This window comes from Enterobacter sp. ODB01 (assembly GCF_001623605.1).
GTDB classification, from domain to species: domain Bacteria; phylum Pseudomonadota; class Gammaproteobacteria; order Enterobacterales; family Enterobacteriaceae; genus Enterobacter; species Enterobacter kobei.
This window is the reverse complement of record NZ_CP015227.1, coordinates 282,846-295,938: the sequence shown is the minus strand read 5'-3', so window position 1 is coordinate 295,938 and position 13,093 is coordinate 282,846. Positions and strand designations below refer to the sequence as shown.

Sequence of the window (13,093 nt, the reverse complement as noted above, 5' to 3'; positions counted from 1 at the left end):
GAGATGACAATGACATCGTTACGACACACAGCTTTGGGTCTGGCACTGGGTCTGGCTTTTGCGACGAACGCAATGGCTGTCACCACCATTCCATTCTGGCATTCCATGGAAGGGGAGTTGGGTAAAGAAGTTGACTCCCTGGCGCAGCGTTTCAACGACACCCACCCGGATTACAAGATTGTGCCGGTGTACAAAGGCAACTACGAGCAGAGCCTGAGCGCGGGCATCGCCGCCTTCCGTACCGGTAACGCCCCTGCACTGTTACAGGTTTATGAAGTGGGTACCGCGACCATGATGGCCTCGAAAGCCATCAAGCCGGTCTATGAAGTCTTCAAAGAGGCGGGCATCAACTTCGACGAGTCGCAGTTCGTGCCAACCGTGGCGGGCTACTACACCGATTCCAAAACCGGTCACCTGCTGTCTCAGCCGTTTAACAGCTCCACGCCGGTCCTGTACTACAACAAAGATGCCTTCAGGAAAGCCGGTTTAGATCCGGAGCAGCCGCCAAAAACCTGGCAAGACCTGGCGGAATACACCGCTAAGCTGAAAGCGGCGGGCATGAAGTGCGGCTACGCCAGCGGCTGGCAGGGCTGGATCCAGATTGAAAACTTCAGCGCCTGGCACGGCCTGCCGGTTGCCACCAAAAACAACGGCTTCGACGGCATTGACGCGGTACTGGAGTTCAACAAGCCGGAGCAGGTGAAGCACATTGCGCTGCTGGAAGCGCTCAACAAAAAGGGCGATTTCAGCTACTTCGGCCGTAAAGACGAATCCACTGAAAAGTTCTACAACGGTGACTGCGCCATTACCACCGCGTCTTCCGGTTCGCTGGCAGATATCCGTCACTACGCCAAATTCAACTACGGCGTGGGCATGATGCCGTACGACGCTGACGTGAAGGGCGCGCCGCAGAACGCCATCATCGGCGGGGCCAGCCTGTGGGTGATGCAGGGCAAAGACAAGGGCACCTACAAAGGCGTGGCCGAGTTCCTCGACTTCCTGGCGAAGCCAGAGATTGCCGCTGAGTGGCACCAGAAAACCGGCTACCTGCCGATCACCAAAGCCGCCTATGACCTGACCCGCGAGCAGGGCTTCTACAGCAAAAACCCGGGCGCGGATATCGCGACGCGTCAGATGCTGAACAAGCCGCCGTTGCCGTTCACCAAAGGTCTGCGTCTGGGCAACATGCCGCAGATCCGCACCATCGTGGATGAAGAGCTGGAAAGCGTGTGGACCGGGAAGAAAACGCCTCAACAGGCGCTGGATTCAGCGGTAGAACGCGGGAATCAGCTGCTGCGCCGTTTTGAGCAGTCGACCAAATCGTAATCTGTGATTCGCCCGGTGGCGCTACGCTTACCGGGCCTACGACGTGCCACATGTAGGCCGGGTAAGGCGTAGCCGCCACCCGGCATTGTTCAGGAACCCAATCTCAATGTCATCATCCCGTCCGGTGTTCCGCTCCCGCTGGCTGCCCTATCTTCTGGTCGCGCCGCAGCTGGTCATCACCGTTATCTTCTTTATCTGGCCTGCGGGCGAAGCGCTGTGGTACTCGGTACAAAGCGTCGACCCGTTCGGGCTGTCCAGCCAGTTTGTTGGCCTGGACAACTTCACCGCGCTGTTCCACGACAGCTACTATCTGGACTCCTTCTGGACGACGATGAAATTCAGCGCGCTGGTCACCGTCAGCGGTCTGGTCGCTTCGCTGTTCTTTGCCGCGCTGGTGGATTACGTGGTGCGCGGCAGCCGCCTGTATCAGACCCTGATGCTGCTGCCTTACGCCGTCGCGCCCGCCGTTGCGGCCGTGCTGTGGATCTTCCTGTTTAACCCGGGGCGCGGGCTGATTACCCATTTCCTGGCCGAATTGGGTTACGACTGGAACCACGCCCAGAACAGCGGTCAGGCGATGTTCCTGGTGGTGTTCGCCTCGGTGTGGAAGCAGATCAGCTATAACTTCCTGTTCTTCTTTGCCGCACTGCAGTCCATCCCGCGTTCGCTGGTGGAAGCCGCGGCGATTGACGGCGCAGGGCCGGTTCGCCGCTTCTTCAGATTATCGCTGCCGCTGATCGCCCCGGTGAGTTTCTTCCTGCTGGTGGTTAACCTCGTGTACGCCTTCTTCGACACTTTCCCGGTGATCGACGCGGCGACCGCGGGCGGCCCGGTGCAGGCGACCACGACGCTTATCTATAAGATCTACCGCGAAGGCTTTGCGGGGCTTGATCTCTCGGCCTCCGCCGCGCAGTCGGTGGTGCTGATGTTCCTCGTCATCATCCTCACGGTGGTGCAGTTCCGCTATGTTGAAAGTAAGGTGCGCTACCAATGATTGAGAACCGTCGCGGGCTGACGATTTTCAGCCATACCATGCTGATTTTAGGGATCATCGTCATCCTGTTTCCGCTGTACGTGGCGTTTGTCGCCGCCACGCTGGACACCAAAGCGGTGTTCGACACGCCGATGACGCTGATCCCAGGTTCGCATTTGTTTGAGAACATGAAGACCATCTGGACCCAGGGCGTGGGCGCGAACAGCGCGCCGTTCTGGCTGATGATGCTCAACAGCTTCATCATGGCGTTCGGCATCACCGTCGGCAAAATCACGGTGTCGATGCTCTCCGCCTTCGCCATCGTCTGGTTCCGTTTTCCGCTGCGCAACCTCTTCTTCTGGATGATCTTTATCACCCTGATGCTGCCGGTGGAAGTGCGTATCTTCCCGACGGTGGAAGTGATCGCCAACCTAAAGATGCTCGACAGCTACGCGGGCTTAACCCTGCCGCTGATGGCCTCGGCGACCGCCACCTTCCTGTTCCGCCAGTTCTTTATGACCCTGCCGGACGAGCTGATTGAAGCCGCGCGTATCGACGGCGCGTCACCTATGCGCTTCTTCCGCGATATCGTGCTGCCGCTGTCGAAAACCAACCTTGCGGCGCTGTTTGTGATCACCTTTATCTACGGCTGGAACCAGTACCTGTGGCCGCTGCTGATTATCCAGGACGTCAGCCTCGGCACCGCCGTCGCGGGCATCAAAGGCATGATTGCCACCGGCGAAGGCACCACCCTCTGGAACCAGGTGATGGCGGCGATGCTGCTCACCCTTATCCCACCCGTAGTCATTGTTTTAGCCATGCAGCGCGCGTTTGTCCGCGGCCTGGTCGATAGCGAGAAATAAGATGGCAGGTTTAAAACTTCAGGCAGTAACCAAAAGCTGGGACGGCAAAACCCAGGTCATTCAGCCGCTGACGCTCGACGTAGCGGACGGGGAATTTATCGTGATGGTTGGCCCGTCCGGCTGCGGCAAATCCACCCTGCTGCGCATGGTGGCGGGGCTGGAGCGCGTGACCTCGGGCGATATCTGGATTGACCGCCAGCGCGTCACCGAGATGGAACCGAAGGATCGCGGTATTGCGATGGTGTTTCAGAACTACGCCCTCTATCCGCACATGAGCGTGGAAGAGAACATGGCGTGGGGGCTGAAAATCCGCGGCATGGGCAAAGGCCATATCGACGAGCGCGTCAAAGAAGCGGCACGCATTCTGGAACTGGACGGCCTGCTCAAGCGCCGCCCGCGCGAGCTCTCCGGTGGTCAGCGCCAGCGCGTGGCGATGGGGCGCGCCATCGTGCGCGACCCGGCGGTATTCCTGTTCGATGAACCGCTCTCCAACCTGGATGCCAAGCTGCGCGTGCAGATGCGTCTTGAGCTGCAACAGCTCCATCGCCGTCTGAAAACCACCTCCCTGTACGTGACCCACGATCAGGTCGAAGCTATGACCCTTGCCCAGCGCGTGATGGTGATGAACAAAGGCATCGCCGAGCAGATTGGTACGCCGGTGGATGTTTACGAGAAACCGGCCACCCGCTTTGTGGCGAGCTTTATCGGCAGCCCGGCAATGAATTTGCTGGAAGGGCGTATCAGCAATGCAGGCACGCACTTTGAGCTGGAAAGCGGGATGGCATTACCGATCAACTGGTACTATCGTGGCTACGCCGGGCGTAAGATGACGCTCGGGATCCGCCCCGAGCATATCGGTTTAACCTCTCAGGCGGACGGCGGCGTGCCGCTGGTGATGGACACGCTGGAGATGTTGGGGGCAGATAACCTGGCGCACGGGCGCTGGGGCGAGCAAAAAATGGTGGTGCGTCTGGCACATCAGGAGCGCCCGAAAGCAGGCAGCACGCTGTGGCTGCACCTGCCGGAAAATCATCTGCACCTCTTTGATGGTGAAACAGGACAACGAGTATGAGCAACTGGCCTTATCCCCACATCGTCGCCCACCGTGGCGGCGGTAAACTGGCGCCGGAAAATACCCTGGCGGCGATTGATGTTGGCGCGCGCTACGGTCACACGATGATCGAGTTTGACGCCAAGCTGTCGAAGGACGGCGAGATTTTCCTGCTGCATGACGACAACCTCGAACGCACCAGCAACGGCTGGGGCGTGGCGGGTGAACTGCCGTGGCGCGATCTGCTGAAAGTGGATGCCGGAAGCTGGTACAGCGGTGAATTCAAAGGCGAACCGCTTCCGCTGCTGGCGGAGGTGGCGGACCGCTGTCGTCAGCACGGCATGATGGCAAACATTGAAATCAAACCGACCACCGGCACCGGGACGCTGACGGGTAAAGTCATTGCGCTGGCCGCGCGTGAGCTATGGGAAGGGATGACGGCGCCGCTGCTCTCCTCGTTTGAAATTGACGCCCTGGAAGCGGCCCAGGCTGCCGTGCCTGAACTCCCGCGTGGGCTGCTGCTGGACGAGTGGCGTGAGGACTGGCGCGAGCTGACGACCCGCTTAGGCTGTGTCTCTATCCATCTCAATCACAGGCTGCTGGACGAGGCGCGGGTGAAGATGCTCAAAGACGCGGGTCTGCATATTCTGGTTTATACCGTGAATAAACCCCAGCGTGCAGCCGAACTGCTGCGCTGGGGCGTGGACAGCATCTGTACCGATGCCATAGACCTGATCGGCCCGAATTTTAGTTCTGCGGGTTAAGCATACTGCCATTCGACTGCGACGGCAGCATATGCTGCTGTCCGCTGCCTGACGACGTCATCCCACCTAACATCCCACCGTTTTTATTCGGCAGCGGCTGCTCACGCACCTGTCCCTGCTGTACGCGCTGGGTGTTGGCGTTCATCTGATTTTGCAGGCTCTGCTGCTGCATCTGGGTCTGTGTTTTCAACTGCTGGTTCAGCATCCCTTTTTGCTGTTGCTGCTGGCTCATCATCTCCGTCTGCATACGCTGCTGGCTCGGGATAACATAACCCTGCTGGTTCGGATTGTTCATGGTGTTAAGTGGCTGTGCGAGCGCGGCAAACGGGATCAGCACCGCAAGGATCAGTAAGCGTTTCATTGTCATTTCCTCCTGTTGAGGTCTCTCTTAAGTTTACCCTGATTTCACCATGACGATGATTTTTTAGGAGTTGTGAACCAGGCTTAAGCGGGGAATATGGATCCCTTCACCTGGAGAACAATAATGATGAAACCAACGTTTTTGCGCTGGGTCGCCATCGCCGCGCTGATGGCAGGCGGGACATTTAGCGTGGCGGCCAACCCGCCAGCGGCTCCGCCAGTATCGTATGGCGTGGAGGAAGATGTTTTTCATCCCGTGCGGGCAACCCACGGCATGGTGGCGTCCGTGGATGCGCTGGCAACCCATGTGGGCGTCGACATTCTCAAACAGGGCGGTAACGCGGTAGATGCGGCGGTCGCGGTGGGATATGCACTGGCGGTAACGCACCCGCAGGCGGGGAATCTGGGCGGCGGCGGCTTTATGATGCTGCGCACCAAAGACGGCAAAACGACCGCCATCGACTTCCGCGAAATGGCACCTGCTCAGGCGTCCCGCGATATGTTCCTCGACGACCAGGGGAACCCGGACAGTAAAAAATCCCTGACTTCCCATCTCGCAAGCGGTACGCCGGGCACCGTGGCGGGCTTCTCGCTGGCGCTGGAGAAATACGGCACCATGCCGCTGAACAAAGTGGTGCAGCCAGCCATTAAACTGGCCCGGGACGGCTTTGTGGTGAATGACGCTCTGGCGGACGATCTCAAAACCTACGGCAGTGAAGTGATTCCCAATCACGAAAACAGTAAAGCCATCTTCTGGAAAGACGGCGAGCCGTTGAAGAAGGGCGATAAGCTGGTGCAGAAGAACCTCGCCAAAAGCCTTGAGCTGATAGCTGAAAACGGTCCGGACGCGTTCTACAAAGGGGCGATTGCTGACCAGATTGCTGAAGAGATGAAGAAAAACGGCGGGCTCATCACCAAAGCGGACCTGGCCGAGTACAAGGCGGTAGAGCGTGAGCCAATTAGCGGAACCTATCGCGGCTACGAAGTCTTCTCGATGCCACCGCCGTCCTCCGGCGGGATCCACATCGTGCAGATCCTCAATATTCTTGAAAACTTCGATATGCATAAGTTCGGCTTCGGCAGCGCGGATGCGATGCAGGTAATGGCGGAGGCCGAAAAACGCGCCTACGCCGACCGCTCGGAATACCTCGGTGACCCGGACTTCGTGAAGGTGCCGTGGCAGGCGTTGACCAACAAGGCATATGCCAAATCCATTGCTGATGAGATCGACATCAACAAGGCTAAACCGTCCAGCGAGATCCGCCCCGGCAAGCTGGCACCGTATGAAAGCAACCAGACCACCCACTTCTCGGTGGTGGATAAAGACGGTAACGCGGTGGCGGTGACCTATACGCTCAACACCACCTTTGGTACCGGGATTGTGGCGGGCAACAGCGGCATTCTGCTTAACAACGAGATGGATGATTTCTCTGCCAAGCCGGGCGTGCCGAACGTCTACGGTCTGGTGGGCGGCGATGCGAATGCGGTTGGGCCGAAGAAGCGACCGCTGTCATCCATGTCACCCACTATCGTGGTGAAAGACGGTAAAACCTGGCTGGTCACCGGCAGTCCTGGCGGAAGCCGGATTATCACTACGGTATTGCAGATGGTGGTCAACAGCATCGATTTTGGGATGAACGTCGCCGAAGCGACCAACGCGCCGCGTTTTCATCACCAGTGGCTGCCGGATGAACTGCGCGTTGAGAAGGGCTTTAGCCCGGACACCATCAAACTGCTGGAGCAACGTGGACAGAAGGTGGCGGTAAAAGAGGCGATGGGCAGCACCCAGAGCATTATGGTCGGGCCGGACGGCGCGCTGTTTGGGGCATCGGACCCGCGTTCGGTAGATGATTTGACGGCGGGGTACTGATTTTGTTGCCCGGTGGCGCTGCGCTTACCGGGCCTACAACGGCACGAATGTAGGCCGGGTAAGGCGAAGCCGCCACCCGGCAACAAATTACTTCATTCTCGCCATATAATACGCATCCACATACTCACCGTTGCGCAGGGCGTAGCGCTTGCCAGTACCTTCAATCTCGAATCCGTGTTTTTTGTACACGGCTATTGCCGGCTCGTTATCCACAAACACCGTTAATTCGATGCGGTCGACGCGCAGCCAGTTGTCGCACATGTCGATCATGGTGCGGATCAGCGCGCTGGCGACGCCGCGGTTGTGCCACTGTGCGCCTACGCAGATACCAAAATCGGCCACGTGGCTGCGGCGCGGGCGCTGGGCAACATCAATGGTGAGGTGCCCAACCACGATATCGTCCATACAGGCAACCAGTTGCTTAATACCGGGCTGGTCGCCTAGCCGCATCTGCCACATTTCCAGCGAAGGGTGAGGAACCTGTAGCGTGTTGTGGTACACCTCCGGCTGGGCGTGGATCTGACGAATGGCGTCATAATCTTTCGGTTCCGCGTGGCGTATCACAATCTCACTCATCCCTTGTTCCTCAGTCAGTTAAATGTCCCTCTCAACATCAATGACTTTAAAATTTGAGTCAACCGCTATTTTTTGCAAAAAGTATTGGACAAGTGCGAATGAGAATGATTATTATTGCTCTGCATTCAGGAAGACCCCTACGGGGACCTGAAAGCACGACATTGCTCACATTGCTTCCAGTATTACTTTAGCCAGCTTTTAGCTGGCTTTTTTTTGTTATGGTTAGACTCAGTAACCTTCCAAAAGGACTGAGCCATGACACTACATTGCGCATTTATTGGATTTGGTAAAAGTACGACCCGCTATCACCTGCCGTATGTTCTCAACCGTAAAGACAGTTGGCACGTCGCGCACATCTTCCGCCGCCGCGCGAAGCCGGAAGAGCAACTCCCGCAGTACTCCCATATTCATTTCACCAGCGATCTCGATGAGGTGCTTAACGACCCGCAGGTTAAGCTGGTGGTTGTCTGCACCCACGCCGACAGCCATTTTGACTATGCGAAACGCGCGCTGGAAGCGGGCAAAAACGTGCTGGTGGAAAAACCGTTCACCCCAACCCTTGCCGAAGCGAAAGCGCTGTTCGCGCTGGCAAAAAGCAAAGGGCTAACCGTGACGCCGTACCAGAATCGTCGCTTTGACAGCTGTTTCCTGACGGCGAAAAAAGCGATTGAAAGCGGTAAGCTCGGTGACATTGTGGAAATCGAAAGTCACTTTGATTACTACCGTCCGGTAGCGGAAACCCAACCCGGGCTGCCTCAGGATGGCTCTTTCTACGGACTTGGCGTGCACACTATGGACCAGGTCATCTCCCTGTTTGGCCGGCCGGACCACGCTGCGTATGACATTCGCAGTCTGCGCAATAAAGCCAACCCGGACGATACCTTTGAAGCGCAGCTGTTCTACGGTGACCTGAAAGCCATCGTCAAAACCAGCCATTTGGTGAAAATCGACTATCCGAAATTTATCGTTCACGGCACCCGTGGCTCGTTCATCAAGTACGGTATCGACCAGCAGGAGACGAGTCTGAAGGCCAACATTATGCCGGGTGAACCGGGCTTTGCGGCGGATGATTCCGTGGGCGTACTGGAATATGTCAACGACGAAGGCGTAACGGTCAAAGAAGCGCTGAAGCCGGAAACCGGCGACTATGGTCGCGTCTACGATGCGCTGTTTGAAACGCTGACCCGCGGGGCACCCAATTACGTCAAGGAATCTGACGTTCTTACCAACCTCGAACTGCTCGAGCGGGCGTTCGAACAGGCTTCTCCTGCCACGATCACCCTCGCGAAATAAGCAAAAACGGCTCCTCTGCGCTTGTTCACAATTTTTGAACAGAGGAGTCAATTTTCACCCTCTATGATCCCAGGCTGTTTGCGTCCACACTTACTCCATCGAAACGAACTGAGGGTGAAAACAATGATCTATTTACGCAAAGCAAACGAACGTGGTCACGCGAATCATGGCTGGCTGGACTCATGGCATTCATTCTCGTTTGCCGACTACTACGACCCGAACTTCATGGGCTTCTCTGCACTGCGCGTCATTAACGACGACGTGATTGATGCAGGTCAGGGCTTCGGTACCCACCCGCACAAAGACATGGAAATCCTGACCTATGTGCTGGAAGGGGCGGTTGAGCACCAGGACAGCATGGGCAACAAAGAGCAGGTTCCGGCGGGCGAGTTCCAGATCATGAGCGCGGGTACCGGGGTGCGTCATTCCGAGTACAACCCGAGTAAAACGGAAAAACTGCACCTGTATCAAATCTGGATCATTCCAGAAGAGACCGGCATCACGCCGCGCTATGAGCAGCGCCGCTTCGACGCCAAACAGGGCAAACAGCTGGTGCTGTCCCCGGATGCGCGTGAAGGTTCCCTGAAAGTGCATCAGGACATGGAGCTGTACCGCTGGGCGCTGGCGAAAGATGAACAGTCTGTGCATCAGATTGCCGCTAACCGCCGCGTCTGGATCCAGGTAGTGAAAGGTGAGGTGTCCATCAACGGCACCAAAGCCACCACTGCCGATGGTCTGGCTATCTGGGATGAACAGGCACTCTCCGTGCACGCCGACAGCGAAAGTGAAATCCTGCTGTTTGACCTGCCGCCGGTCTAAATAATTTCTCAACCTTCCCTTTAAACGGGGAAGGTTGAGCTTTGTCCGTGATAAACTGAGCAAATCTCTCACTTCAAGATTTCTCAGGACGATGAAAAAGAAACGCCCCGTACTTCAGGATGTCGCCGATCGCGTCGGTGTGACCAAAATGACGGTCAGCCGCTTTTTACGTAACCCGGAACAGGTTTCCGTGGCGTTGCGTGGCAAGATTGCCGCAGCCCTTGATGAACTGGGTTATATCCCCAACCGCGCACCCGATATTCTCTCCAATGCGACCAGCCGTGCGGTGGGTGTCCTCCTGCCTTCCTTAACCAACCAGGTTTTCGCCGAGGTGCTTCGCGGCATTGAAAGCGTCACCGATGCGTTTGGTTACCAGACCATGCTCGCCCACTACGGGTACAAGCCGGAGCTGGAAGAAGAACGTCTTGAATCCATGCTTTCCTGGAACATCGACGGCCTGATTTTAACCGAACGTACGCACACCGCCCGCACGCTAAAAATGATTGAAGTGGCGGGTATTCCGGTGGTGGAGCTGATGGACAGCCAGTCGCCGTGCCTCGACATCGCCGTGGGTTTTGATAACTTCGAAGCGGCACGTCAGATGACGGCGGCCATCATCGCCCGGGGACATCGTCATATCGCCTATCTGGGCGCGCGTCTTGATGAACGTACTATCATCAAACAGAAGGGATACGAGCAGGCGATGCTCGACGCGAACTTAACCCCGTACAGCGTAATGGTTGAGCAGTCCTCTTCCTATACGTCGGGTATTGAGCTGATGCGTCAGGCGCGACGCGAGTATCCGCAACTGGACGGTATTTTCTGTACCAACGATGACCTTGCGGTCGGTGCAGCGTTCGAATGCCAGCGCCTGGGGCTGAAGATCCCGGAAGATATGGCGATTGCGGGTTTCCACGGCCATGACATCGGCCAGGTGATGGAGCCGCGTCTGGCGAGCGTGCTGACACCGCGTGAACGTATGGGCCGCATTGGCGCAGAACGCCTGCTGGCGCGCATTCGTGGCGAGACGGTTACGCCTAAGATGTTAGATTTAGGTTTCACCTTGTCACCGGGTGGATCTATTTGAGCTGACAAATTTGAACTAGCTCACACTTATTCACTTCGCGCACGTTTGGATATTGCTTCTCTTTTGCCCCGGCAGGACAATGTTACCGATAACTGTTACCCGTAACAATTGACTGAGGGACACCCTTTGAGCACGACTAATCATGATCACCACGTTTACGTCCTGATGGGCGTGTCCGGTAGCGGTAAATCTGCCGTGGCGAGCGAAGTGGCGCATCAACTCCAGGCTGCGTTTCTTGATGGTGACTTCCTCCATCCGCGCAGCAACATCATGAAAATGGCCTCCGGCGAGCCGCTGAACGACGACGATCGCAAACCGTGGCTGCAGGCGCTGAACGACGCCGCATTCGCCATGCAGCGTACCAACAAAGTTTCGCTGATCGTCTGCTCCGCGCTGAAAAAAACCTACCGCGATCTGCTGCGCGACGGCAACCCGAACCTCTCTTTCATCTACCTGAAAGGCGATTTCGAGGTGATTGAAAGCCGACTGAAGGCGCGTAAAGGTCACTTCTTCAAAACCCAGATGCTGGTGACGCAGTTCGACGCGCTCCAGGAGCCGGGTGAAGATGAGAAAGACGTCTTAGTGGTTGATATCGATCAGTCACTGGAGGGTGTTGTAGCCAGCACCATCGAGGTCATTAATAAAAGGCAGTAAGTTTTGAGTACATTAACGCTAGTTTTGACAGCAGTGGGTTCGGTATTGCTGCTGCTGTTTTTAGTGATGAAGGCGCGTATGCACGCCTTCGTTGCTTTGATGGTGGTTTCTATTGGTGCAGGTCTCTTTTCCGGTATGCCGCTCGACAAGATCGCTGCGACGATGGAAAAAGGGATGGGAGGCACGCTCGGCTTCCTGGCGATTGTGGTCGCGCTGGGCGCGATGTTTGGCAAGATTTTACATGAGACGGGCGCGGTCGATCAGATTGCCGTCAAGATGCTGAAATCCTTCGGCCACAGCCGCGCGCACTATGCGATTGGTCTGGCGGGTCTGATTTGCGCGCTGCCGCTGTTCTTCGAGGTGGCGGTTGTGCTGCTGATTAGCGTGGCATTCTCTATGGCGCGTCATACCGGTACCAACCTCGTGAAGCTGGTCATTCCGCTGTTTGCGGGCGTGGCGGCAGCGGCAGCGTTTCTGTTGCCTGGGCCCGCGCCGATGCTGCTGGCCTCCCAGATGCACGCTGACTTTGGCTGGATGATCCTGATTGGCCTGTGCGCCGCGATCCCGGGAATGATCATTGCCGGCCCGCTGTGGGGCAACTTCATTAGCCGTTACGTTGAGCTGCACATTCCGGATGACATCACCGAGCCGCATTTGGGCGAAGGCAAAATGCCGTCCTTTGGCTTCAGTCTGTCACTGATCCTGCTCCCGCTGGTCCTCGTGGGTCTGAAAACCATCGCAGCGCGTTTTGTGCCGGTGGGCTCTACCGCCTACGAATGGTTTGAGTTCATTGGTCACCCGTTTACGGCGATCCTGGTGGCGTGTCTGGTGGCTATTTACGGCCTTGCGATGCGTCAGGGAATGCCGAAAGACCGCGTGATGGAGATCTGCGGTGCCGCGCTGCAGCCTGCGGGTATTATCCTGCTGGTGATTGGTGCCGGTGGCGTGTTCAAGCAGGTGCTGGTGGATTCTGGCGTGGGCCCGGCTCTGGGTGAAGCGCTGACCGGAATGGGCCTGCCGATTGCGGTAACCTGCTTCGTGCTGGCGGCGGCTGTGCGTATTATCCAGGGTTCCGCCACCGTGGCGTGTTTAACCGCCGTGGGTCTGGTAATGCCGGTGATTGAACAGCTGAACTACTCCGGTGCGCAGATGGCAGCGCTGTCTATCTGTATCGCGGGCGGTTCAATTGTGGTCTCTCACGTTAACGACGCTGGCTTCTGGCTGTTCGGTAAATTTACCGGCGCCACCGAAGCGCAAACCCTGAAAACCTGGACGCTGATGGAAACCATCCTCGGTACGACGGGTGCGATTGTCGGGATGATTGCCTTTACGTTGCTGAGCTGAATGCGGTGATTTAACCCGGCTCAAAAATAAGGCCCGGTAGCGTTAACGCTGACCGGGCCTTAATCTTTTCATCTTATGCAGAACATCAGGCCGGGAAAGGTGAAACCACCACC

13 protein-coding genes are annotated in these 13,093 nt (G+C 57.0%); 11 read left to right on the top strand and 2 right to left on the bottom strand.

The window, feature by feature from the left end; genetic code table 11:
* Nucleotides 1-9: 9 nt before the first annotated feature.
* The 5 genes from ugpB (at nt 10) to ugpQ (ending at nt 4,977) form a co-directional block, all read left to right on the top strand.
* A complete protein-coding gene (ugpB, locus tag A4308_RS01395; RefSeq protein WP_045281835.1) occupies nt 10-1,326 on the top strand; it encodes a sn-glycerol-3-phosphate ABC transporter substrate-binding protein UgpB in 1,317 nt (438 codons plus the stop codon).
* A 106-nt stretch (nt 1,327-1,432) separates the two neighbouring features.
* Nucleotides 1,433-2,320: a sn-glycerol-3-phosphate ABC transporter permease UgpA gene (gene ugpA / locus A4308_RS01390; RefSeq protein ID WP_023331792.1), complete on the top strand. Its 888-nt coding sequence runs from the start codon at nt 1,433-1,435 to the stop codon at nt 2,318-2,320.
* Nucleotides 2,317-3,162 (top strand): sn-glycerol-3-phosphate ABC transporter permease UgpE, encoded by an 846-nt coding sequence (gene ugpE / locus A4308_RS01385; RefSeq protein ID WP_023331793.1) that lies wholly within the window; start codon nt 2,317-2,319, stop codon nt 3,160-3,162. Before ugpA ends, ugpE begins: the two co-directional genes overlap by 4 nt.
* Before the next feature lies 1 nt (nt 3,163).
* The gene (locus tag A4308_RS01380) at nt 3,164-4,234 is read left to right on the top strand and encodes a sn-glycerol-3-phosphate import ATP-binding protein UgpC (protein WP_014882127.1); all 1,071 of its coding nucleotides are present in this window, start codon (nt 3,164-3,166) and stop codon (nt 4,232-4,234) included.
* Nucleotides 4,231-4,977: a glycerophosphodiester phosphodiesterase gene (ugpQ, locus tag A4308_RS01375; RefSeq protein ID WP_023336597.1), complete on the top strand. Its 747-nt coding sequence runs from the start codon at nt 4,231-4,233 to the stop codon at nt 4,975-4,977. Before A4308_RS01380 ends, ugpQ begins: the two co-directional genes overlap by 4 nt.
* Here the strand turns inward: ugpQ and A4308_RS01370 are convergent.
* On the bottom strand, nt 4,961-5,338 hold the full coding sequence (locus tag A4308_RS01370) for a DUF2756 family protein (RefSeq protein ID WP_045281834.1): 378 nt from the start codon (nt 5,336-5,338) through the stop codon (nt 4,961-4,963). The genes ugpQ and A4308_RS01370 overlap by 17 nt on opposite strands.
* A gap of 123 nt (nt 5,339-5,461) precedes the next feature.
* Between A4308_RS01370 and ggt the strand changes: the two genes are divergently transcribed.
* A complete protein-coding gene (gene ggt / locus A4308_RS01365; RefSeq protein ID WP_023331796.1) occupies nt 5,462-7,207 on the top strand; it encodes a gamma-glutamyltransferase in 1,746 nt (581 codons plus the stop codon).
* An 87-nt stretch (nt 7,208-7,294) separates the two neighbouring features.
* Here the strand turns inward: ggt and yhhY are convergent, their stop codons facing one another.
* Nucleotides 7,295-7,783: an N-acetyltransferase gene (yhhY, locus tag A4308_RS01360; protein ID WP_045281833.1), complete on the bottom strand. Its 489-nt coding sequence runs from the start codon at nt 7,781-7,783 to the stop codon at nt 7,295-7,297.
* Nucleotides 7,784-8,038: 255 nt separating this feature from the next.
* Here yhhY and A4308_RS01355 point away from each other — a divergent pair, with 255 nt between their 5' ends.
* From A4308_RS01355 to gntU, 5 genes are all read left to right on the top strand, one after another.
* Nucleotides 8,039-9,076 (top strand): oxidoreductase, encoded by a 1,038-nt coding sequence (locus A4308_RS01355; protein ID WP_014882132.1) that lies wholly within the window; start codon nt 8,039-8,041, stop codon nt 9,074-9,076.
* A gap of 123 nt (nt 9,077-9,199) precedes the next feature.
* Nucleotides 9,200-9,895, top strand: a complete 696-nt coding sequence (locus A4308_RS01350; protein ID WP_000639796.1) for a pirin family protein — start codon at nt 9,200-9,202, stop codon at nt 9,893-9,895.
* Between the two features lie 91 nt (nt 9,896-9,986).
* Nucleotides 9,987-10,982 carry a gluconate operon transcriptional repressor GntR gene (gene gntR, locus A4308_RS01345; RefSeq protein WP_014882133.1) on the top strand — a complete coding sequence of 332 codons (996 nt, stop codon included), beginning with the start codon at nt 9,987-9,989 and terminating at the stop codon, nt 10,980-10,982.
* A 126-nt stretch (nt 10,983-11,108) separates the two neighbouring features.
* Entirely contained in the window at nt 11,109-11,636 is a 528-nt protein-coding gene (gene gntK, locus A4308_RS01340; protein WP_014882134.1) for a gluconokinase, read from the top strand.
* A 3-nt stretch (nt 11,637-11,639) separates the two neighbouring features.
* A complete protein-coding gene (gntU, locus tag A4308_RS01335) occupies nt 11,640-12,980 on the top strand; it encodes a gluconate transporter (RefSeq protein ID WP_014833577.1) in 1,341 nt (446 codons plus the stop codon).
* Nucleotides 12,981-13,093 lie beyond the last annotated feature (113 nt).

Excerpts from the sequence above, each read along its gene's own strand:
- ugpB (WP_045281835.1), top strand. The coding sequence starts at position 10 with ATGACATCGTTACGACACACAGCTTTGGGTCTGGCACTGGGTCTGGCT.
- ugpA (WP_023331792.1), top strand. The coding sequence starts at position 1,433 with ATGTCATCATCCCGTCCGGTGTTCCGCTCCCGCTGGCTGCCCTATCTT.
- ugpE (WP_023331793.1), top strand. The coding sequence starts at position 2,317 with ATGATTGAGAACCGTCGCGGGCTGACGATTTTCAGCCATACCATGCTG.
- A4308_RS01380 (WP_014882127.1), top strand. The coding sequence starts at position 3,164 with ATGGCAGGTTTAAAACTTCAGGCAGTAACCAAAAGCTGGGACGGCAAA.
- ugpQ (WP_023336597.1), top strand. The coding sequence starts at position 4,231 with ATGAGCAACTGGCCTTATCCCCACATCGTCGCCCACCGTGGCGGCGGT.
- A4308_RS01370 (WP_045281834.1), bottom strand. The coding sequence starts at position 5,338 with ATGAAACGCTTACTGATCCTTGCGGTGCTGATCCCGTTTGCCGCGCTC.
- ggt (WP_023331796.1), top strand. The coding sequence starts at position 5,462 with ATGATGAAACCAACGTTTTTGCGCTGGGTCGCCATCGCCGCGCTGATG.
- yhhY (WP_045281833.1), bottom strand. The coding sequence starts at position 7,783 with ATGAGTGAGATTGTGATACGCCACGCGGAACCGAAAGATTATGACGCC.
- A4308_RS01355 (WP_014882132.1), top strand. The coding sequence starts at position 8,039 with ATGACACTACATTGCGCATTTATTGGATTTGGTAAAAGTACGACCCGC.
- A4308_RS01350 (WP_000639796.1), top strand. The coding sequence starts at position 9,200 with ATGATCTATTTACGCAAAGCAAACGAACGTGGTCACGCGAATCATGGC.
- gntR (WP_014882133.1), top strand. The coding sequence starts at position 9,987 with ATGAAAAAGAAACGCCCCGTACTTCAGGATGTCGCCGATCGCGTCGGT.